This window comes from Microbacterium testaceum StLB037, assembly GCF_008763945.1.
Taxonomy (GTDB): domain Bacteria; phylum Actinomycetota; class Actinomycetes; order Actinomycetales; family Microbacteriaceae; genus Microbacterium; species Microbacterium testaceum_G.
This window is the reverse complement of record NZ_VTQH01000002.1, coordinates 239190-261120: the sequence shown is the minus strand read 5'-3', so window position 1 is coordinate 261120 and position 21931 is coordinate 239190. Positions and strand designations below refer to the sequence as shown.

Below are 21931 nucleotides of genomic sequence, written 5' to 3'. Positions count from 1 at the left end.
CGAGCGTGTTCGCTAGGAGCGGGACGCACCGCGACCGTCGCACTCGGCACGCTCGTAGAGTGGAGGTATGCGTTCCTCCGCCCCGCTGTACGACCGCGCCCCCGCGGCGCCGCCCGTGCCGTCGGGCCTGCCGCTCGTGATCGCCCTCACCGGTTTCACCGACGCCGGGGGTGCCGTGTCCCGCCTGGTCCAGTACTTCCGCGACGACGTTCAGCCCAACCCGGTGTTCGTCTTCGACAATGACGCCCTTCTCGATTACCGGGCGCGACGCCCCGCCATCACGTTCGTCGAAGACCACCTGACCGACTACCGCCCGGCGCGTCTCGAGCTCTCGCTCGCGCACGACTCCCTCGGCCAGCCCTTCCTCCTGCTCGCCGGGTACGAGCCCGACTTCCTCTGGGAGGCGTTCGCCGAGACGGTGCTCGAGCTGTCCGCCGGTCTGCAGATCACCTCGATCACGTGGGTGCACGCGATCCCCATGCCCGTCCCGCACACCCGTCCCATCGGTACGACGGTGAGCGGTACGCGCCCCGACCTGGCCGAGGCCCACTCGGTGTGGCGCCCGCACACGCAGGTCCCCTCGACCGCCGGTCACCTGCTCGAGTACCGCTTCGCCGAGGCCGGGGCCAAGGTCGCCGGCTTCGCCCTGCTCGTGCCGCACTACCTCGGAGACACCGAGTACCCCGCGGCCGCCCTCGCCGCCCTCGACAGCCTCACGGTCGCCACCGGCCTCGTGTTCGCGGGCGACGTGCTGCGCGAAGAGAACCGCGACTTCCTCGGCAAGGTCACCGAGCAGGTCGAGGGCAGCGACGAACTGACCCGCATGCTCGAGAACCTCGAGGAGCGCTACGACGCCTACATGGCGGGCTCGACGCAGGCGACGCCGATCATCCACACCGGCGACCTCCCCAGCGCCGACGAGCTCGCCGCTGAGCTCGAGCGCTTCCTCGCCAGTCGTCCCGGCGACGACGACCGCCGCGGCAAGCTCGGCTGAGCCCGCTCGCCCCGCGCTCGATGGGATGCCGAGGAGTCGGCATCCGGGAATGTCTCCTCCTCGAAAGGCGTTGTCTACGCATAAACACCCGGCCTACGTCAAGTCCCGGTCCGGGAATGTGAGACAATGAAGAACCTGACCCGTTGTCAACCGGACCAGGAGCCCCCGCTCCTCGGTTCGGGACTTGACAAGGGTCTTACTAGTGTCCGAGAACGACCGGTGGCCGTGCAGCGTACGTTCCCGGTGAAAGGCGAAACGTGGCAGACACGACAACCAAGACCCGCTCCCGGAGTGCGAAGGACACCGAGCTCGAGAACTCCGAGGAGACCGTGACGGCGTCGAAGACGACGACCGCCAAGAAGGCCCCCGCGAAGAAGGCCCCGGCCAAGTCCAAGGCTGCTCCCGCCAAGGCGAAGACCAAGGCCAAGAAGGACGACGACCTCGACGAAGACGAGGAAGACGTCGAAGAGGGCGACATCGAGATCGACGACGCCGATGACAGCGACGACTCCGACGACGCCGGCAAGACCGACGCGAAGAAGAGCGACGACGACGACGAGGACGAGACTCCGGCGGCGCCCGCCGAGGCCCTGCCCACCGGCGCGATCGTCATCTCGTCGAGCGATGAGGACGACGTCCCCGTCTACTCGGCGCAGATCACCGGTGCCACCGCCGACCCGGTCAAGGACTACCTGAAGCAGATCGGTAAGGTTCCGCTCCTGAACGCGGCCGAAGAGGTCGAGCTCGCGATGCGCATCGAGGCCGGTCTGTTCGCCGAAGAGAAGCTGTCGAACATGTCGGCGGCCGAGAAGACGAGCCAGCTCGGACTCGACCTGCAGTGGGTCGCCCGTGACGGCCAGCGTGCCAAGAGCCACCTGCTCGGCGCCAACCTCCGCCTCGTGGTCTCGCTCGCCAAGCGCTACACCGGTCGCGGCATGCAGTTCCTCGACCTCATCCAGGAGGGCAACCTGGGCCTGATCCGTGCGGTCGAGAAGTTCGACTACACCAAGGGCTTCAAGTTCTCGACCTACGCCACGTGGTGGATCCGTCAGGCCATCACGCGCGCCATGGCCGACCAGGCCCGCACCATCCGCATCCCGGTGCACATGGTCGAGGTCATCAACAAGCTCGCGCGCGTCCAGCGCCAGATGCTGCAGGATCTCGGTCGCGAACCCACGCCCGAGGAGCTCAGCCGCGAGCTCGACATGACCCCCGAGAAGGTCATCGAGGTGCAGAAGTACGGCCGCGAGCCGATCTCGCTGCACACGCCCCTCGGTGAAGACGGAGACAGCGAGTTCGGTGACCTCATCGAGGACACCGAGGCGGTCGTCCCCGCCGACGCGGTGGGCTTCACCATGCTGCAGCGCCAGCTCGAGTCGCTCCTCGACTCGCTCAGCGAGCGCGAGGCGGGCGTGATCCGCATGCGCTTCGGCCTCGGCGACGGTCAGCCCAAGACCCTCGACCAGATCGGCGACACGTTCGGCGTCACCCGCGAGCGCATCCGCCAGATCGAGTCGAAGACCATGGCGAAGCTGCGTCACCCGTCGCGTTCGCAGTCGCTGCGGGACTACCTCGAATGAGCGCGGAGGCCAACGCCGGCAAAGCGCTCACCGTCACCGTCGAGGGCACGTCATACGCCCGCATCCCGATCCGCACGCGGGTCGTCATGCCGGGCGACGACCTCGACGCGTTCATCCTCGAGTACGCGAAGGATGCCGTGCAGCCGGGCGACCTGCTGTTCGTCACCGAGAAGATCGTCGCGATCACGCAGGGCCGGTCGTACAAGCTCGACTCGATCAAGCCGCGCAAGCTCGCGCTGTTCCTGTCGAAGTACGTCACCCGCACGCCGTACGGCATCGGTCTCGGCATGCCCGAGACGATGGAGATGGCGCTGCGCGAGTGCGGAACGCCCCGCATCCTGTTCGCCGCGGCCGTCTCGGCCGTGACCAAGGCGATGGGCCGCAAGGGCGACTTCTACCGCATCGCCGGCGACAAGGCGCGCGCGATCGACGGCCCCACCAAGGGCACGATCCCGCCGTACAACCAGGCCGTCGTGCTGGGCCCGGAGCGTCCCCGCGAGGTGGCCGTACGCCTGAAGTCGCTGCTCGGCGGTGACCTGCAGGTGGCCGTGGTCGACATCAACGACCTGGGTGGCAACATCCTCGGCTCCACGATGGACAAGGCCGGCGAAAAGCGCCTCGTCGCGATCCTCAAGGACAACCCGCTCGGTCAGGGCCACGAGTCGACGCCGCTCGGCATCGTGCGCCACAGCTGACACAGCTCGTCGAAAGGCCCGCCCCGTTCTCGGGGCGGGTCTTTCGCGTTTCCGGATGCCGGCACCCCGGCGAACCGCGGTGGCCGAGCCCATCGACGCCATCGCACCCCACGACGGCCCCGTCGTCACGCTCGGACGGTCACCACGACGAGAGGCCCGTCCCCGCGCGGGGGACGGGCCTCTCGGCATCCGGGATCAGAATCCGATGGCGGCCTGATAGCGCGGCTTGTGTCCGGTGCGGATCCCGGTGACGCTCGGCTTGTTCTCGTAGACGCCGGCGCCCCAGTTGCCCTCGACGAGCACGGGGCCGTCAGGGCCGACGACGATGTCCCAGCCGACGTACTGCACCTGGGGCACGACGCGCGCGACCTGATCGACGAAGGCCTTGACCTCGTCGATCATCGGCAACTGGAAGTCCGCGATGCGCACGCCCGAGTCGGGGTGCCGCTCGTGCACGTGGCCGTGCGAGTCGTAGCCGGCGCCGAGGGCGTGGCCGTTCTCGTCGAGCATCGTGTAGAAGCCGCCGAAGGTCATCTGGTCGCTGACCGCGCCCCGGCCGAACTTCTGCGCCATCGCGAGGATGTGGGTCTTCTCGCCGTCGAAGAACGCCGTCACGCGCGTGGTGTTGACGGTTCCGGGGCAGACGGCCGCGAGGTCGTCGTGCTGGCGGATGACCTCTTCGACGAGGATCTCGCCGCGCTCGAGCAGGCCGCGGTGGAAGGCGCTCCAGTCCTCGACCTCGGCCGCGTAGTAGCGGTGCACGCCGGTGCCGGCCTGGCCGACCGGCTCTTTCGTGACGACCGTGCCGAGGCGCTCGGTGAAGGCGCGCAGCTCGTCGGCGTTGTCGGCATCCACCACCATCCAGTCGCGGCGGAGGAACTCACTGAATTTCCGGTCGAACTCGACCTTGTCCTGGAACAGGCCGCGGTAGTCGGGGTGGTCGTACTTCTGCGAGATCTGGTTCGACACCGGGTGCGTCATGTACGTGGCACGCTCGGCGGGGGTGAGGATCGCGAAGTCGTAGTCGATGTAGTCCTGGAAGCCGACGTTCTTCACGCCGGCCTGGAAGAGCATGTCGGCGACGACGAGCGGCAGCGACTTGCCGTGCTGGGCCGAGGCCTCTCTGGCTCGTTCGACGACGGATCCGACGTCGATGCGGCGGGCGCGGCCGGCGAGGTAGCGCAGGCGCGTGACGGGGGAGAAACCCTGCTGAGGCATGTGGCTCCGGGGTCGGGGATCACGGACCTCGTTAGTCTAGAGGGGTGACCTCCACGCTCCCTGCCCGCTCGCTCGAGGCCGGGGGAGTGGCACCCGTGGCGCTCGTCTCGGAGTCCGCCCTGCGCCGCAACGCCCCCCTCGCCCTCGCCGCCGGGTCCGGTTCGGGCGCCGACGACGTCCTCGCGGCCGATGCATGGGGGCACGGCGCCGAGTGGGTGGCATCCGTTCTCTCGGATCTCGGGATGGATGCCGCGCCCCTCGACGCCGCGGTCTTGTTCGGGCTGCCCGGATCACACGCGCAGCCCGTGCTGTCGCTGCGCGGGAAAGCGCTCGGCACCAAGCCGCTGCTGCGCGGAGAGGGCGTCTCGTACGGCTACACGCACCGCGCCCCCCACGACACCACCGTGGCCCTCGTGACCGGCGGCTACGCCCAGGGCGTCGTCCGCGCGCTCGGCAACGCGGCTACGGTCGGGATCGCGGGCCGCCGCCATCGCATCGTGGGGCGCGTGGCAATGGACGTGTGCGTCGTCGACGTCGAAGACGCGAGCGTTCCGCGCGGCACCGAGGTCGTCTTCTTCGGCGACCCGGCCGAGGGCCATCCGTCGCTCTCGGAGTGGACGGATGCCACGGGCCTGACGGCCGCCGAGATCGTCGCCGTGGTGGGAGCCCGGGCCGATCGACGGGTGGCCGTGTGAGCGCCGTCTACCGCGTCGATCTCGACGCCTTCGCCCGCAACCTCCACCGGGTGCGCGAAGCCGTCGAGCCCGCCGCGCACATGCTCGTGGCCAAGGACGACGCCTACGCGCACGGGCTGGAGCCGATCGTGACCCGCGCCGTCGCGGAGGGCGTCCGCTGGATCGGGGCCTTCGACGTGATCACCGGCGCGGCCGTCCGCCGTGTCGCCGGGCCCGACGTGCGGATCTTCGTGTGGCTGATCGGCGGCGCCGACGATCTCGCGGCGGGGGTCGCGGCCGATCTCGACCTCGGCATCGGCGATGAAGCCCTGCTCGACGACCTCGCCGGGCTGGACGCCGGTCGACCGGCCCGCGTGCACCTCAAGATCGACACGGGCCTGCACCGCAACGGCATCCGTCCCGAACGGTGGGAGGCCGCCCTCGCGCAGACCTCCGCGCTGATCGGCGCGGGCCGCGCGAGCTTCGAGGGCATCTGGTCGCACATCTCCGAGGCGTCGGATGCCGATGACGACGACGCTCGCGAGGTCTTCCTGACCGCGCGCGATGCGGCACGGGCGGCGGGTCTGGAGCCGACGTTCTCGCACCTGGCGGCCAGCGCGGCCGGCTTCGCCCGCGGCGAGTTCCGCGAGGACCTCGTGCGGGTCGGGGCCTTCTCGTACGGCATCCGTCCCGCCGGCGGGCCGGGGGAGCAGGAGCTGGGGATCGAGCCCATCGCGACGCTGCGAGCCACGGTGACCGCGGTGGATGCCGCGGGCGTCCACCTCGACGTGGGCAGCCTGCACGGGGTGCCGAGCACTCTGAGCGGCCGCTTCGACGTGCGGACGCCCGAGGGTCCGCGCCGCGTCGAGACGATCACACCGGTCGAGACGGTCCTGGCACCGTGGGCAGGGGCTCGCACCGGGGACGAGATCGCGGTGTTCGGTCGTGACGCGCTCCACACAGCCACCGACCTGGCCGAACTCGTCGACACGATCGGCGAGGAGATCGCCCTCCGCGTCTCACCCACGGTCGCGCGGGCCTACATCGACTCCGACGCCTGACACGCAGAACGGGCCCCGACGCATCGAGTGCGCGGGGCCCGTTCTGGCGGTGAGGTCTTATTCGGCGGCGTTCAGTCGCGCCGTCTCATCGTGCCACGACGTGGCGACGCTGCGGAGCTTCTCTTCGTACTTGCGGCCGTGGTGCGCGCAGAACAGCAGTTCGCTGCCGTTGACCGTCGCGGCGATGTAGGCCTGCGCGCCGCAGGAGTCGCAACGATCGGCCGCCGTCAGGCGGTGATCGAGGACGGCTGACGCGTCGGGTGCAGTCGTGGTGGTCATGTCGGGTGCCCTCCTCAGGTGGTCGTGGGCGAGTCTCCATATACAACCACGCGGATGTTTCCCCTATGCCGCGGCTTGATCACATTTCGCTGTGCGCGTACGGTGACCCGACCGTCCTGTGTGTCTGGCAGTCGATGTCGGTGGCCCCGATTACGCTGGGAGATCGTGACGTCCGAGTACTCCGCCCATCATCTGCAGGTCCTCGAGGGCCTCGAAGCCGTGCGCAAGCGCCCGGGCATGTACATCGGGTCGACCGACTCCCGCGGTCTCATGCACTGCCTCTGGGAGATCATCGACAACTCGGTCGACGAAGCCCTCGGCGGCTTCGGCTCGCGCATCGACATCGTGCTGCACGCCGACGGCAGCGTCGAGGTGCGCGACCGCGCCCGCGGCATCCCGGTCGACGTCGAGCCCCGTACGGGTCTCACGGGCGTCGAGGTCGTGTTCACCAAGCTGCACGCCGGCGGCAAGTTCGGCGGCGGCTCGTACGCGGCCTCCGGTGGTCTGCACGGCGTGGGCGCCTCGGTCGTCAACGCGCTGTCGGAGCGCCTCGACGTCGAGGTCGATCGCGGCGGCAAGACCTACGCCATGTCGTTCCACCGCGGCGAGCCCGGTCTGTTCGCCGGTGACAGCCCCGACTCGGCCTTCACGCCCTTCGAGCGCAGCAGCGAACTCCGCGTCATCGGCAAGGCGCCGCGCGGGATCACCGGCACACGGATCCGCTACTGGGCCGATCGCCAGATCTTCACGAAAGACGCGACCTTCGGGCTCGACGAGCTCGTGCAGCGCGTGCGCCAGACGGCGTTCCTGGTGCCCGGCCTCGAGATCGTCGTGCAAGACGAACGGGGCGACGAGCGCGTCGAGACCAGCTACCGCTTCGACGGCGGCATCTCGGAGTTCGCCGACTTCCTGGCCCCCGACGCGCCCGTCACCGATACCTGGCGGCTCAGCGGCACGGGCACTTTCACCGAGACGGTTCCGGTGCTGCAGCCCGGCGGATCGATGATCCCCACCGAGGTCTCCCGCGAGTGCGAGGTCGACATCGCGGTGCGCTGGGGCACCGGCTACGACACCACGACCCGCTCCTTCGTCAACATCATCGCCACGCCCAAGGGCGGCACCCACCAGCAGGGCTTCGAGCAGGGCCTCATGAAGGTCCTGCGCGCGCAGGTCGAGCAGAATGCGCGCAAGCTCAAGGTGGGCAACGACAAGATCGAGAAAGACGATCTGCTCGCCGGCCTCACCACGGTGCTCACCGTGCGCCTTCCCGAGCCGCAGTTCGAGGGCCAGACCAAAGAGGTGCTGGGCACCCCCGCGGTGCGGCAGATCGTGGCATCCGTCGTTCAGAAAGAACTCGCGGCACGGTTCGCCTCGCCCAAGCGCGATGACAAGGCGCAGACCGCCCAGCTGCTCGAGAAGGTCGTCTCCGAGATGAAGGCGCGCATCTCGGCGCGCACGCACAAAGAGACGCAGCGCCGCAAGAACGCGCTGGAGTCGTCGTCGCTGCCCGCCAAGCTCGTCGACTGCCGCTCGAACGACGTGAACGACTCCGAGCTGTTCATCGTCGAGGGCGACTCGGCGCTCGGCACGGCCAAGCTCGCACGCAACAGCGAGTTCCAGGCGCTGCTGCCGATCCGCGGCAAGATCCTCAACACGCAGAAGGCCTCGATCAGCGACATGCTGTCGAACGCCGAATGCGCCTCGATCATCCAGGTGATCGGCGCGGGCTCGGGCCGCTCGTTCGACCTCGAGGCCGCCCGCTACGGCAAGATCATCCTCATGAGCGACGCCGACGTCGACGGCGCGCACATCCGCACGCTCCTGCTGACGCTGTTCTTCCGGTACATGCGACCGCTCGTCGAAGAGGGCCGCGTCTTCGCCGCGGTGCCGCCGCTGCACCGCGTGATCGTCATGAACCCGGGCTCCAAGCCGAACGAGACCATCTACACCTACAGCGAGCAGGAGTTGCACGCCCTGCTGACGAAGCTCAAGCGCTCGAACAAGCGCTGGCAGGAGCCCGTGCAGCGGTACAAGGGCCTCGGCGAGATGGATGCCGATCAGCTCGCGACCACGACGATGGACCGCGCCGGCCGCATGCTGCGCCGCGTACGCGTGCAGGACATGGAGGCCGCGGCATCCGTGTTCGACCTGCTCATGGGCAGCGACGTCGCCCCACGCCGCGAGTTCATCATCGACTCGAGCGACCGGCTCGCGCGCGAGCGCATCGACGTCTGACCCCCCTCACCGGGGGGTCGTGACGGGCCGGCCGCGCCGGCGAGCACAACGGCGGATGCCATCACCGACACGCCGCGCTGACACCCCGACGACCGGAGTGTCGCCGGAAGCGCCCGCCGATGTGCACGCCGCGGCAGCGCAGCCGCGGCGCGGGCTAGCGGACGACGGTGCCGATGGCGCCGACGACGGCCTCGAGGGGCTGCCCCGACGCATCGCGCTTGGCGCCCGACTCGGGAAGGGCCCGCACCGAACCGTCGGGGCCGACCGCGCGCGGATCCGTGCCCACCCACGCGAGCACGAGGGCGTCTTCACCGCGCAGCAGGCGCTGGGCGCGCACACCGCCGGTGGCACGGCCCTTCGCCGGGAACTCCGTGAACGCCGACACTTTCGCACTGCCTGCATCGGTACCGGGAAGCGCCGCCGACGACCCGGCGACCGTGACCACGACCGCGTCGAAGGCCGAGGCCCCGACGACGGCGAACGCGATCACCCGTGCGCCATCGGAGAGACGGATGCCGGCCATCCCGCCCGCGGATCGCCCCTGGGGCCGCACGGATGACGCCTCGAAGCGCAGCAGCTGGGCGTCGCTCGCGATGAACACGAGCTCGGCGTTGTCGCTCGCGGGAGCCGCGCCCACGACCCGGTCTCCGTCTCGGAGTGAGATGATCTCGATCTCGTCCTTCGTGCCCAGCTCGGTGGCCGCGACGCGCTTGACCACACCCTGCTCGGTGCCGAGCGCGATCGTGGGGGAGTCGACCAGCGGCACGAGGGACACGACCTTCTCGCCCTTCGCCAACGCCAGGTACTGCTCGACCTTGGTGCCCGCGGCGACCTGGACCGAGTTCGCCGGCACCGAGGGCAGGTCGACCGGCGAGAACCGAACGAGGCGGCCCGTCGAGGTGACCGCGCCGATGTCGCCGCGCGTCGTGGTGTCGACCGACGAGCGGATCGCATCGTGCTTCGACCGGCGCGCGGGCGGCACCACCCCACCGGCCGGCGCGTCGGCGACGAGCTCGGCCCGGATCATGCGACCCGTTGCCGAGAGGTACACGCGACACGGGGCGTCGGCGATCTGCAGATCGGCCGCCGCAGCGGCCTTCGCCGAGCGCGGCTGCACGGGACCGCCGTTGAGCAGCATCGTGCGCCGCGGGGTGCCGTACGCCTCGGCCGCGGCGTCCAACTCGCGAGCCACCTGCTGGCGCAGCAGCGTCTCGCTGCCGAGGAGCTCGACCAACTGGGCGATCTCGGCGTTCAATTGGTCGCGCTCGGCCTCGAGCTCGATGCGCGAGAACTTCGTCAGGCGGCGCAGGCGCAACTCGAGGATGTACTCGGCCTGCGGGTGCGAGAGGTCGAAGACCTCCTGCAGCTTCGTGCGGGCCTGCTCGCCGTCGTCGGAGGAGCGGATGACCTGGATGACCTCGTCGATGTCGAGGATCGCGATGAGCAGACCCTCGACGAGGTGCAGACGCTCGCGCTTGCGGGCCAAGCGGTACTCGCTGCGGCGCGTGACGACGCGGATGCGATGGTCGATGTAGACGCGCAGCATCTCGCGCAGCCCCAGGGTCTGGGGCTGGCCGTCGACGAGGGCGACGTTGTTGATGCCGAACGAGTCCTCGAGCGGGGTGAGGCGATACAGCTGCTCGAGAACGGCCTTCGGGTCGAACCCGGTCTTGATGCCGATGACCAGGCGCAGACCGTTGTTGCGGTCGGTGAGGTCGGTGACATCGGCGATGCCGGTGAGCTTCTTCGCCTGCACGGCGTCTTTGATCTTCTCGATCACGCGCTCGGGTCCGACGAGGTAGGGCAGCTCGGTGATGACGATGCCGGTGCGGCGCGGGCCGAGCGACTCGATCGAGGCCTTCGCTCGCGTGCGGAAGGTGCCGCGGCCGTTCGTGTAGGCGTCCTTGATGCCGTCGAGCCCGACGATGATGCCGCCCGAGGGCAGATCGGGGCCGGGCACGAACTCCATGAGCTCGTCCACCGTGGCATCCGGGTGCTGGAGGAGGTGGATGGCGGCGGCGACGACCTCGATGAGGTTGTGGGGCGCCATGTTCGTGGCCATGCCGACCGCGATGCCCGTCGCCCCGTTGACGAGGAGGTTCGGGAAGGCCGCCGGCAGCACCTCGGGCTGCTGGAACTGCCCGTCGTAGTTGGGGATGAAGTCGACGACGTCCTCGTCGAGGTTCTCGGTCAGCGCGAGGGCGGCGGCCGCCAGGCGCGCCTCGGTGTAGCGGGGAGCTGCCGGACCGTCGTCGAGCGAGCCGAAGTTGCCGTGCCCGTCGACCAGGGGCACGCGCAGCGAGAAGTGCTGGGCGAGGCGCACGAGGGCGTCGTAGATGGGCGCGTCGCCGTGGGGGTGGAGCTTTCCCATGACCTCGCCGACGACGCGGGCGCTCTTGACGTGCCCGCGGTCGGGTCGAAGGCCCATCTCGGCCATCTGGTACAGGATGCGCCGCTGCACGGGTTTGAGGCCGTCGCGGGCGTCGGGCAGAGCGCGCGAGTAGATGACCGAGTAGGCGTATTCGAGGAACGACCCCTGCATCTCGGTCGAGACATCGACGTCTTCGATGCGCTCGACGACGGATGACGTCGCGGAAGAAGAGGAACGGGAATCGGGCATAGGTACGGCCTCGGGTCGGGCGGGCGTCGCGTCTCGACGGGGATCGGGGCTCCTGTGGAAGACTGGGCCCGATGTCACTCAGCCTACCGGCGGACCCGCCGCGCTCCCGCAGCCTCACCGGTGTGGTGACGCAGTCGATCGCCGCCCTGACGGGCGAGTCGGAGTGGTTCGCGCCGGCCCGCAGCGCCATCGTCATGCTCGTCGACGGTCTGGGCTCTCACAACCTCGCGGCCCGTCGCGGTCACGCACGCTTCCTCAGCTCGGTCGGCGGCCGCAAAGACGTGGCTCGCACCGTCTTCCCCTCGACCACGGCGGCGGCGCTCACGAGCCTGCTGACCGGCACCGATCCCGGCAGCCACGGCATCGTCGGTTACCGCACGCGCATCCCGGGTACGGCCATCGCGTCGAATCAGCTGCACGGCTGGGAGACCGACGGTCTCGACCCGCTCACCTGGCAGCGGCGCACGCCCCTCTTCGCCGCGCGGGCCGAGGCGGGCCTGCCCAGCTTCGTCGTGTCGCGCCCGTCGTACACCGGCACCGGCTTCACCGAGGCCACGCTGCGGGGAGCCGAGTTCGCCTCGTCCGACGACCTCGACGAGCGGGTGCGCCTGGCGGCCGATCTGGCCGCGCGGCATCCGGGATCCCTCACCTACCTCTACGCGCCCGAGCTCGACACCGCCGGGCACCGGGACGGGTGGGAATCCGACCGGTGGACCGACGCCCTCGAGCGGGTGGATGCCGCCGCCCGACGCCTCGCCGAGACCATCGACCCCCGTACCGGCGTCGTCGTCACGGCCGACCACGGCATGGTCGACGTCCCCGCCCACAAGCACGTGCTGCTGCGCGACGGCGATTCTCTGCTCAGTGGCGTCACACTGATCGGCGGCGAGCCCCGCATGCTCCACCTGTACACGCAGGACGGTCGAACGGATGCCGTGGCCGCGCTGTGGCGCGAGTCCGAGGCCGCGCGGGCCTGGGTTCTCACCCGCGACGAGGCCATCGCGGCGGGTCTGTTCGGCACCGTCGACGACGAGGTGCGCCCGCGCATCGGAGACGTGCTCGTCGCCGCGCGCGGACGCTTCGCGTACTACGACGACCGCGAGGCCGACAAACGCCCGCAGCGGATGGTGGGCCAGCACGGCTCGCTCACCGACGAGGAGCGCACGGTGCCCCTATTGCGCCTCGGCGCGTTCGCCTGAGTCGGAGAGGGGCGCCGGGATGCCGGTATCCACCGTTCCCGCTCCATCCCGAGGCGACCGGTCCGAGGCGAGCTCCGACCGGGGATGCGTCGGGCGCGTCAGCTCTCGTCGGATCGGGCGCCGAAGACGATCTCGTCCCACGACGGCATCGAGGGGCGTCCCTTGGTGCGGCGGGCGTTGTCGGCCGCGGGACGCTCCGGCTCGCTCGGCTTGTCGTCATCGGTGTCGGCGTACCCCGGCTCGACGGCGTCGAACAACGCGACCGGCGGGCTCGACGGACGCGGCTCCGGGTCGGCGACCTCGGAGGCGCCCGGCAGCGGCTCGCGCTGCCCGCGGCGACGGCGGAGGGCCTCGAGGAGGTCGGCGGTCTCGGCCGAGGTCACGGGGGCGTCGGGCGCGCGCTTGATCGCGGCGGCCTGGACGGCGGTGGCGACGGGGCCGGTGGCCTCGACGCCCGGCTCGTCGTCGATGTCGATGCGACGCGGTCCGAACGCCCCGCTGTCGAAGCGCGAGTCGTCCTTCGATACGTTGTCGAGGGCCCGCAGGCGGGGGATGAGCCCCTCGGGGAGGGAGCCCTGGCGAGAGAGCTGGATCGCGTCGGCGTTCTGCGGCGAGAGGATGCTGCGGCGCGGATCGAAGCTCCAGCGCGCGTCGTGATCGATGCCGTTGGCGGTGAACTCGAGCTTGACGAACCAGCCCGCGCTCTCTTTCCAGCTCGTCCAGCGCTCGGCCGAGGCGCCGGCTTCGGCGAGCTTGGCACGCACGGCCGCGCCGAAGGTGATGGGGGAGTCGTGCTCGAGGGTACCGCCCAGCAGCACCGGCACGGCGAGGGCCTGAGCCACCACGTGTTCGCGCTCGGCGAGCACCGGGCCTTCGAAGCGCTCGACGTCTTCGACGCGCGCGCTCAGCAACGTCGCCACTTCGCGCGCCGACAGACCGGCGCGGATGTGCGCCTGGATATCGCGAGGGCTCGGGCGCGGGGCGCGGTCGTCGTCCTCACGGTCCCGACGCGCGCGGCGCGCCTCGGCGCGCAGCACCTCATCGAGCGCGAGGGCGAAGCGTTCGCCCGCCTGCGTCGCCACGACGAGGACGTCATCTTCGGTTCCGATGACTTTGAGCTGTTCCATACGAAACACCCCTCCGATCTGCGGTCAGCGTTCATGCTGTCACGCGCGAGGCCCGCTTCCGGGAATATCGCGGGCGCGCCGCGAGTTTCCCGTCAGGCCTGACACGCTCACCCCTCCCGGAGCATTTGCTTATCGAGGACGGGTCATGCAAACTATGGCCGCCCGATCGGGCACCCGATGGGGCACAGCACCACGAAATCCGGAAGTAGAGACCTGCACGCATGGCAACCGATTACGACGCACCGCGCAAGACCGAGGACGACAGCGAGTCGATCGAGGCCCTCAAGGAGCGCGTGCCCGACAAGGCGTCGGGGTCGATCGACAACGAGGATGCCGACAACCCCTCGGGCTTCGAACTGCCCGGCGCCGACCTCTCCGACATCGAGCTCGATGTCGTCGTCCTCCCCGCTCAGGAAGACGAGTTCACCTGCATGAACTGCTTCCTCGTGAAGCACCGTTCGCAGATCGCGGAGGAGAGCGGCCCCGGCTTCATCTGCCTGGAGTGCGCAGCCTGACCTGAGCACGCTGGATCGCCGCCACCAGGCGATCCGGCGTGCGGGTGGACACCACCCACGACGGGGTCGGGTCGTCGGGATCGATCACGGGGACCGTGACGATGCCGTCGATACCTCCCCGGATCACATGCCACGCCCGGTGGTCGAAACCACTCCCACGGGCGGTGCGGGCCTCTTCGGCGACGACGCCGGTGGGCTGCCCGAGAAGATCGACCGGGATGTGCGCACGCCCCGCGCGCAGCTCTCCGTCACGGACCTCGATGACCGGCGCGATCGCCAGCAGGCCCGACACGATGCCCACCGACACGAGCAGCCCGACGAACAGGGCCAGCGTCGTGTCGAGCGGCGAGAAGACGACGGCGGCCATCGGACCGCACACGGCTGCGGCGACCAGCGCCCACAGCGACGGGCTGAGACGCTCTCGATACTCGGCTGCGGTGCGGATGCCGCACCCCCTCTTCTGCATTACCCTCGTGGGGTGACCGAAACGGTGGACGTCCTCATTGTCGCATCCGAGCCTCCGGTCTTCGCCCACCCCGGCGACGCCGGAGCCGACCTGACCGCCGCCGAGGCGGTGCGCCTGGAGCCCGGGCGCCGCGCTCTCGTCTCCACGGGGGTGCGCATCGCCCTCCCCGAGGGGTACGCCGCCTTCGTCGTTCCGCGCAGCGGCCTGGCCGCCAAGCACGGCATCACGATCGTGAACGCGCCGGGAACCATCGACGCCGGCTACCGCGGCGAGATCAAGGTCGCCCTCCTCAACACCGACCTCGACGAGGCCTATGACATCGCGGTCGGAGACCGCATCGCCCAGCTCATCGTGATGCCCGTCCCGGCCGTGCGCTTCGTCCCCGTCGACGAACTGCCCGACAGCGTGCGCGGCCAAGGCGGCTTCGGATCGAGCGGATATCAGACTCTGCAAGGGAGCACCCGATGACCGACGACGAGTCGCAGACCACGCCCGACACCGCCGAGGCCGAGACCGAGACGCCGGGGACCGAAACCGTCCAGGCGGGCAAGAGCGGCCCGGCCGACCGCGACACCGCGGGCCCGTTCGACGAGGCCGAGGCCAACCCGGTCCGCCCCTACATCGACCTGGGCGGGATCAAGATCCTCCCGCGCGAGGGCCTCAACCTCCGCCTCGAGGTCGAGGAGCAGACCAAGCGCATCGTGGCCGTCGGCCTCGACTACGCCGAGTCCACCCTGCAGGTGCAGCCCTTCGCCGCTCCGCGCTCGAGCGGCCTGTGGGAAGAGACCCGCGACCAGATCCGCCAGCAGGTCAAGCAGCAGGGCGGCCGCGTCGAGGAGCGCGAGGGCCCGCTCGGCCCCGAGCTGCTCGCCGAGGTCCCCGTCGCCGGCGCGGACGGAGCGAGCAAGCGCCTCGCCCGGTTCGTGGGCGTGGACGGACCCCGCTGGTTCCTCCGCGGCGTCGTCGGGGGAGCGGCCACGAGCGACGTCGAGGCCGCCGCCGCGGTCGAAGACCTCTTCCGCTCGATCGTCGTGGTCCGCGGATCGTCGCCGATGCCGCCGCGTGATCTCATCCCCCTCCGGATGCCGTCGAGCCCCGGAACCGCATGAGCGACGACTCCACCCGTCCGGCGCGAGAAGACGACCGCGTCCCCCTCGACCCGCCGTCCGCGGCGGAGAGCGTGAGCGCGGCTCTCGGAAACGCCGCGCGCCGCGCGGGCCTCGACCCCGCCAAGCACACCTCGACCGGCGCTGCGGTGTGGTCGGCGATGGGCGGGGTGCGCGGCATCCTGGAATCCGTCCTTCCCTCGCTCGCCTTCGTCGTGCTCTTCACGCTGACGATCGACCCCGAGACGCGCCAGGGGAACCTCTGGCTGAGCCTGGGGGTGTCGGTCGGGCTCGCGGTCGTGTTCACCCTCGCGCGTCTGATCGCGAAGTCGCCGCCGAGCGCCGCCATCGGCGGCCTGCTGGCGACGGCCGGAGCGGCGGTGCTCTCGCTGGTGACCGGGCGCGGTCAGGACAACTTCGTCCTCGGGTTCTTCACGAACGGCGCGTACGGGACGGCGTTCCTCGTGTCGGCGCTGGTGGGCTGGCCGCTCATCGGCCTCGCCGCGGGCTATCTGCTCGGCGAGGGGACGCGGTGGCGTGCCGACAAGCGCAAGCGCCGCGCCTACACCTGGCTGTCGATCGCCTGGGCTGCGCTGTTCGCCGCGCGATTGGCCGTCCAGCTGCCGCTGTATTTCGCGGGAGACGTGACCGCGCTCGGCACGTTGAAGATCGTGATGGGCCTGCCGCTGTTCGCCCCGATGCTCGCCGTGACGTGGCTCGTGGTCCGTGCTCTCCACCCTCGGCGCGAGTCCTGATAATATCTTGACATCAAGATAAATCCGTCGCCTCGAGCGGTTAGGTCGGCCTTCCTGGAATCGACCGCTCCACGCGGGGAAGATGGAGAAATGCGGGCTGACGCCTGCGCATTCGCCGACGAAGGAGACGATCGTGTCCACGGTTGACAGCTTCGGTGCCAAGAGCACCCTGACGGTCGGCAGCACCGACTACGAGATCTTCCGCATCGACACGGTCGCCGGTCACGAGAAGCTCCCGTTCAGCCTCAAGGTGCTGCTCGAGAACCTTCTGCGCACCGAGGACGGCGCCAACGTCACCAAGGAGCAGATCGAGGCCCTCGGCTCGTGGGTCCCCACGGCCGACCCCGACACCGAGATCCAGTTCACCCCGGCCCGCGTGGTCATGCAGGACTTCACCGGCGTGCCCTGCATCGTCGACCTCGCCACCATGCGCGAGGCCGTGACCGCCCTCGGCGGCGACCCCAACAAGATCAACCCGCTCTCGCCCGCCGAGATGGTCATCGACCACTCGGTCATCGCCGACCTGTTCGGCAGCGAGAACGCCCTCGAGCGCAACGTCGAGATCGAGTACGAGCGCAACGGCGAGCGGTACCAGTTCCTCCGCTGGGGCCAGACGGCCTTCGACGACTTCAAGGTCGTCCCCCCGGGAACCGGCATCGTGCACCAGGTCAACATCGAGCACCTCGCCAAGGTCATCTACGACCGCACGGTCGACGGCGTGCTCCGCGCCTACCCCGACACCTGCGTCGGCACCGACTCGCACACCACGATGGTCAACGGCCTGGGCGTGCTCGGCTGGGGCGTCGGCGGCATCGAGGCCGAAGCGGCCATGCTCGGTCAGCCCGTGTCGATGCTCATCCCGCGCGTCGTCGGCTTCAAGCTCTCGGGCGAGATCCCCGCGGGTGTGACCGCGACCGACGTCGTGCTCACCATCACCGACATGCTGCGCAAGCACGGCGTGGTCGGCAAGTTCGTCGAGTTCTACGGCGAGGGCGTCGCATCCGTCCCGCTCGCAAACCGCGCCACCATCGGCAACATGAGCCCCGAGTTCGGCTCGACCGCCGCGATGTTCCCCATCGACGACGTCACGCTCGACTACCTGCGCCTGACCGGCCGCGACGAGCAGACCGTGGCCCTCGTCGAGGCGTACGCCAAGGAGCAGAAGCTCTGGCACGACGCCGACCGCGAACTGGTCTTCAGCGAGTACATGGAGCTCGACCTCTCGACGGTCGTCCCCTCGATCGCCGGTCCGAAGCGCCCGCAGGACCGCATCCTGCTGTCCGAGGCGAAGAACCAGTTCGAGAAGGACATCCTCAACTACGCCGGTGCGTCGGTCTCCGACTCGATCGTCGACCTCGAGGTCGACGGCACGTTCCCGGCATCCGACCCGGGCTCGGTCCCCGGCGAGGAGCACGAGGAGGTCACCGAGAGCGAGGTGCTGATCTCGTCGGGACACCCCGCGAACGCCTCGAACCCGGTCAAGGTCACCACGCCCGACGGCCAGTCGTACCTGCTCGACAACGGTGCCGTGACGCTCGCGGCCATCACCTCGTGCACCAACACCTCGAACCCCTCGGTCATGATCGCGGCGGGTCTGCTCGCCAAGAACGCCGTCGATAAGGGCCTCAAGCGCAAGCCGTGGGTCAAGACGACGCTCGGACCCGGCTCGAAGGTCGTCACCGACTACTACGAGAAGTCCGGTCTCGACAAGGCGCTCGAGGGCCTCGACTTCTACACCGTGGGCTACGGCTGCACGATCTGCATCGGTAACTCCGGTCCGCTGATCGAAGAGGTGTCCGAGGCCATCAACGAGAACGACCTCGCCGTCACGGCCGTCCTCTCGGGCAACCGCAACTTCGAGGGTCGCATCAGCCCCGACGTGAAGATGAACTACCTGGCATCCCCGCCGCTGGTCGTCGCCTACGCCCTCGCCGGGTCGATGAACTTCGACTTCGAGACCGACGCCCTGGGCACCGACCAGAACGGCGACGACGTCTTCCTCAAGGACATCTGGCCGGCTCCCGACCAGGTGCAGACGATCATCGACGCGTCGATCTCGCGTGAGCAGTTCATCCAGCAGTACGCCACCGTCTTCGAGGGCGACGAGCGCTGGAAGAACCTGCCCACCCCGACCGGACCGGTCTTCGAATGGGATGCCGACTCCACCTACGTGCGCAAGGCTCCCTACTTCGACGGCATGACCATGCAGCCGGATGCCGTGCGCGACATCACCGGTGCGCGCGTGATGGCGACGCTGGGTGACTCGGTCACCACCGACCACATCAGCCCCGCGGGCAACATCAAGGCCGGCACCCCGGCCGCGCAGTACCTCACGGAGCACGGCGTCGCGCAGAAGGACTTCAACTCCTACGGCTCGCGCCGCGGAAACCACGAGGTCATGATCCGCGGCACGTTCGCGAACATCCGCCTGAAGAACGAGCTCACCGCGGCGGTCAACGACGGCACCGTGGTCGAGGGTGGCTACACGCGCGACTTCACGCAGGAGGGCGGCCCGCAGTCGTACATCTTCGACGCGAGCCAGAACTACCAGGCGCAGGGCACCCCGCTGGTCATCTTCGGCGGCAAGGAGTACGGCTCCGGCTCGTCGCGCGACTGGGCGGCCAAGGGCACGAACCTGCTCGGCGTCAAGGCGGTCATCACCGAGAGCTTCGAGCGCATCCACCGCTCGAACCTCATCGGTATGGGCGTCGTCCCGCTGCAGTTCCCCGCCGGCGAGAGCTGGAAGTCGCTGGGCCTCGACGGCACCGAGATCGTCTCGATCGAGGGCCTCGAGCAGCTCAACGAGGGCGTCACGCCCAAGACGGTGAAGGTCACCGCCGAGCCGAGCGAGTTCTCGCCCGAGGGAAAGCAGACCATCACCTTCGACGCCGTGGTCCGCATCGACACCCCCGGTGAGGCCGACTACTACCGCAACGGCGGCATCCTGCAGTACGTGCTGCGTTCGCTGGTCTGACGCACCCGCGTTCCGAGCGCCTGCCCCGATCCGTCGGGGCGGGCGCTCGTCGCGTTCGCCGGGGTACGGCATCCCTCCCCGAGGCGCGGCGTCGGGGCACGGCATCCCTCTGATAAACGCTCGCTGCGCGGAGAAACGCCGTCCGAGGGCGTTTCCCGGTGCAGCGAGCGTTTATCGCGCAATGACCGGGGGCGCCGCGTGGCGCGGGGGCGCCGGGTCCGATCGAGACCACCGATCGCCCCACCCCGCAAGCCGTTGCCGGGCCCGGACCGGCCCCCGAGACTAGAATCGACCAGTACGCACGTCCCCGCGCGCACAGCACGAGAGGAGTCATATGGCTCTCCTACCCGGCATTCACGGCCCCCGTGACCTCGACGGGCTGACCCCCGACCAGTTGCGACAGCTGGCCGCCGAAGTCCGTTCCTTCCTCGTCGAGAACGTCGCCCGCACCGGCGGGCACCTCGGTCCGAACCTCGGCGTCGTCGAGCTGACGATCGCCCTGCACAAGGTCTTCGACTCCCCGTCCGACCCGATCATCTTCGACACCGGGCACCAGTCGTACGTGCATAAGATGCTCACCGGGCGCCAGGACTTCTCGGCCCTGCGCTCCCGGGGCGGTCTCGCCGGCTACCCGCAGCGGTCCGAGAGCGAGCACGACGTCGTGGAGTCCTCGCACGCCTCGAGCTCCCTCAGCTGGGCCGACGGCGTCTCGCGCGCCTTCAGCCGCACTGGTCGCCGCGACCGGCACGTCGTCGCGGTCGTCGGCGACGGCGCCCTGACGGGCGGCATGACCTGGGAGGCGCTGAACAACATCAGCGACGACAACGACCGCAACCTCGTCATCGTCGTCAACGACAACGGCCGCTCCTACGCCCCGACCATCGGCGGCATGGCGCGCTACCTGAACCGCGTGCGCACGAACGACGCCTACCGCACCCTGCACCGCGGCTCCGACACCCTCTTCCGCCGGCTCGGACCCGCCGCTCGCGCGGTCTACCGCGGGGTCCGCGGCGGCACGCACGGCTTCCTCTCGCGCTTCACCAACAACGAGGCGCTCTACAGCAACCTCGACATCAAGTACCTCGGCCCCATCGACGGGCACGACTTCGAGTCGCTGATCGAGACCCTCGAGCTCGCCAAGTCGTACGGCGCCCCGGTGATCGTGCACGCCATCACCGACAAGGGCAGCGGCTACGCCCCGGCGATGAGCGACGAGGCCGATCAGTTCCACGCCGTCGGCAAGATCGATCCGATCACCGGCGAGGCGCTCGGCTCGGGCGGCGGTCTGCAGTGGACCGACGTCTTCGCCGAGGAGCTCGTCAAGATCGGCACCGAGCGTCAGGACATCATCGCCATGACCGCCGCGATGCTGCGCCCCACGGGTCTGCAGCAGTTCGCCGAGCGCTTCCCCGAGCGGGTGTACGACGTCGGCATCGCCGAACAGCACGCCGTGGCATCCGCCGCCGGTCTCGCTTTCGGCGGGCTTCACCCGGTCGTGGCGATCTACGCCACCTTCATGAACCGCGCGTTCGACCAGGTCATGATGGACGTCGCCCTGCACAAGGCGGGCGTGACCTTCGTGCTCGACCGCGCCGGGGTCACCGGCCCCGACGGCCCGAGCCACCACGGCATCTGGGACCTGGCGATGCTGCAGCTCGTTCCCGGCATCCGGATCGCCGCTCCGCGTGACGCGGCGCGCCTGCGCGAGGTCTTCCGCGAGGCCGCGGCGGTCGAAGACGCGCCCACCGTGGTGCGCTATCCCAAGGGCAAGGTCAACGACGACGTCGAGGCGATCGAGCGTCTCCACGACGGTGTCGACGTGCTGAGCCGGGGAGCGGGCGAAGACGTGCTGCTGGTCGGTATCGGCCCGATGGTGCACCTCGCCCTCGAGGTCGCCGAGCGGCTGAAGGCGCAGGGCATCGGCGCCACCGTCATCGATCCGCGCTGGGCGATCCCCGTGCAGCCCTCGATCGTCGAACTCGCGCGCGAGCACCGCCTGGTCATCACGATCGAAGACGGCATTCGCGTCGGCGGTGTCGGCACCCGCGTCCGCCAGGTGCTGCGCGAGGCCGGCGTCGACACGGCGGTCGACGAGCTCGGCATCCCCGACGAGTTCATCGACCACGCCACGCGCGAGCAGATCCTCGAAGACGCCGGTCTCACGGCCTCGAAGATCGCCCACGACGTCGTGGCCCAGGTCCTGGGCACCCGCATCCCCATGGCGCGTCAGACCCCGACCGGCTCGATCCCCACGATCGAGCAGTGGGAGAAGTCGCGGCCCTAGTCGATCAGGGCGAAGAGGACGGGTCGGGATGCCATATCCCGGCCCGTTCCGCATGTCCGGCGCCGCCGCGCTCTGTCACCAGAACAGGACGATGCACCGAGAACAGGCCGAAACCGGCGCGAACGGCCTGTCCCCGCCGCGCCCCCTGT

The 21931-nt window shown here is 69.7% G+C and carries 18 protein-coding genes; 13 read left to right on the top strand and 5 right to left on the bottom strand.

Features of this window, described 5'->3' with window-relative positions; all coding sequences use genetic code 11:
* Window positions 1-67: 67 nt before the first annotated feature.
* From F9B98_RS09875 to F9B98_RS09865, 3 genes are all read left to right on the top strand, one after another.
* Window positions 68-994 carry a proteasome assembly chaperone family protein gene (locus F9B98_RS09875; protein ID WP_150956671.1) on the top strand — a complete coding sequence of 309 codons (927 nt, stop codon included), beginning with the start codon at window positions 68-70 and terminating at the stop codon, window positions 992-994.
* Between the two features lie 257 nt (window positions 995-1251).
* Window positions 1252-2574: an RNA polymerase sigma factor gene (locus F9B98_RS09870; protein ID WP_150956667.1), complete on the top strand. Its 1323-nt coding sequence runs from the start codon at window positions 1252-1254 to the stop codon at window positions 2572-2574.
* Window positions 2571-3269, top strand: a complete 699-nt coding sequence (locus tag F9B98_RS09865) for a coenzyme F420-0:L-glutamate ligase (RefSeq protein ID WP_150956664.1) — start codon at window positions 2571-2573, stop codon at window positions 3267-3269. The genes F9B98_RS09870 and F9B98_RS09865 overlap by 4 nt, the downstream gene beginning before the upstream one ends.
* Before the next feature lie 195 nt (window positions 3270-3464).
* Here F9B98_RS09865 and F9B98_RS09860 read toward each other — a convergent pair whose 3' ends face one another.
* Entirely contained in the window at window positions 3465-4487 is a 1023-nt protein-coding gene (locus tag F9B98_RS09860) for a sugar-transfer associated ATP-grasp domain-containing protein (protein WP_150956661.1), read from the bottom strand.
* Window positions 4488-4531: 44 nt separating this feature from the next.
* Between F9B98_RS09860 and F9B98_RS09855 the strand changes: the two genes are divergently transcribed.
* Together F9B98_RS09855 and F9B98_RS09850 are read left to right on the top strand one after the other, a co-directional pair.
* Window positions 4532-5182 (top strand): alanine racemase C-terminal domain-containing protein, encoded by a 651-nt coding sequence (locus F9B98_RS09855; RefSeq protein ID WP_150956658.1) that lies wholly within the window; start codon window positions 4532-4534, stop codon window positions 5180-5182.
* Complete coding sequence (locus tag F9B98_RS09850) at window positions 5179-6222, top strand: alanine racemase (RefSeq protein ID WP_150956655.1); 1044 nt, start codon at window positions 5179-5181, stop codon at window positions 6220-6222. The genes F9B98_RS09855 and F9B98_RS09850 overlap by 4 nt, the downstream gene beginning before the upstream one ends.
* Before the next feature lie 57 nt (window positions 6223-6279).
* On the opposite strand, the gene F9B98_RS09845 is transcribed toward F9B98_RS09850, so the two are convergent.
* Window positions 6280-6501: a hypothetical protein gene (locus F9B98_RS09845; protein WP_150956652.1), complete on the bottom strand. Its 222-nt coding sequence runs from the start codon at window positions 6499-6501 to the stop codon at window positions 6280-6282.
* Window positions 6502-6666: 165 nt separating this feature from the next.
* On the opposite strand from F9B98_RS09845, the gene F9B98_RS09840 reads away from it, so the two are divergent.
* The gene (locus F9B98_RS09840) at window positions 6667-8736 is read left to right on the top strand and encodes a DNA gyrase/topoisomerase IV subunit B (protein WP_412177035.1); all 2070 of its coding nucleotides are present in this window, start codon (window positions 6667-6669) and stop codon (window positions 8734-8736) included.
* A 154-nt stretch (window positions 8737-8890) separates the two neighbouring features.
* Here the strand turns inward: F9B98_RS09840 and F9B98_RS09835 are convergent, their stop codons facing one another.
* On the bottom strand, window positions 8891-11356 hold the full coding sequence (locus F9B98_RS09835) for a DNA topoisomerase (ATP-hydrolyzing) subunit A (RefSeq protein WP_150956649.1): 2466 nt from the start codon (window positions 11354-11356) through the stop codon (window positions 8891-8893).
* Window positions 11357-11427: 71 nt separating this feature from the next.
* On the opposite strand from F9B98_RS09835, the gene F9B98_RS09830 reads away from it, so the two are divergent.
* Entirely contained in the window at window positions 11428-12555 is a 1128-nt protein-coding gene (locus F9B98_RS09830; RefSeq protein ID WP_150956647.1) for an alkaline phosphatase family protein, read from the top strand.
* A gap of 98 nt (window positions 12556-12653) precedes the next feature.
* Here F9B98_RS09830 and sepH read toward each other — a convergent pair whose 3' ends face one another.
* The gene (sepH, locus tag F9B98_RS09825) at window positions 12654-13682 is read right to left on the bottom strand and encodes a septation protein SepH (RefSeq protein WP_150956642.1); all 1029 of its coding nucleotides are present in this window, start codon (window positions 13680-13682) and stop codon (window positions 12654-12656) included.
* Window positions 13683-13903: 221 nt separating this feature from the next.
* Between sepH and F9B98_RS09820 the strand changes: the two genes are divergently transcribed.
* On the top strand, window positions 13904-14197 hold the full coding sequence (locus F9B98_RS09820) for a DUF4193 domain-containing protein (protein WP_055837222.1): 294 nt from the start codon (window positions 13904-13906) through the stop codon (window positions 14195-14197).
* Here the strand turns inward: F9B98_RS09820 and F9B98_RS09815 are convergent.
* The gene (locus F9B98_RS09815) at window positions 14172-14663 is read right to left on the bottom strand and encodes a DUF3093 domain-containing protein (protein WP_150956639.1); all 492 of its coding nucleotides are present in this window, start codon (window positions 14661-14663) and stop codon (window positions 14172-14174) included. The two genes, F9B98_RS09820 and F9B98_RS09815, sit on opposite strands and share 26 nt — an antisense overlap.
* Window positions 14664-14675: 12 nt before the next feature.
* Between F9B98_RS09815 and dut the strand changes: the two genes are divergently transcribed.
* The 5 genes from dut (at window position 14676) to dxs (ending at window position 21782) form a co-directional block, all read left to right on the top strand.
* The gene (dut, locus tag F9B98_RS09810; protein WP_056231552.1) at window positions 14676-15131 is read left to right on the top strand and encodes a dUTP diphosphatase; all 456 of its coding nucleotides are present in this window, start codon (window positions 14676-14678) and stop codon (window positions 15129-15131) included.
* The gene (locus tag F9B98_RS09805; protein ID WP_150956636.1) at window positions 15128-15772 is read left to right on the top strand and encodes a DUF3710 domain-containing protein; all 645 of its coding nucleotides are present in this window, start codon (window positions 15128-15130) and stop codon (window positions 15770-15772) included. The genes dut and F9B98_RS09805 overlap by 4 nt, the downstream gene beginning before the upstream one ends.
* Complete coding sequence (locus F9B98_RS09800; RefSeq protein ID WP_150956633.1) at window positions 15769-16524, top strand: DUF3159 domain-containing protein; 756 nt, start codon at window positions 15769-15771, stop codon at window positions 16522-16524. The genes F9B98_RS09805 and F9B98_RS09800 overlap by 4 nt, the downstream gene beginning before the upstream one ends.
* 133 nt (window positions 16525-16657) lie before the next feature.
* Window positions 16658-19498, top strand: a complete 2841-nt coding sequence (gene acnA, locus F9B98_RS09795) for an aconitate hydratase AcnA (RefSeq protein WP_150956630.1) — start codon at window positions 16658-16660, stop codon at window positions 19496-19498.
* Window positions 19499-19832: 334 nt separating this feature from the next.
* Window positions 19833-21782, top strand: coding sequence for a 1-deoxy-D-xylulose-5-phosphate synthase (gene dxs, locus F9B98_RS09790; protein WP_150956627.1), 1950 nt, complete (start codon window positions 19833-19835; stop codon window positions 21780-21782).
* Window positions 21783-21931 lie beyond the last annotated feature (149 nt).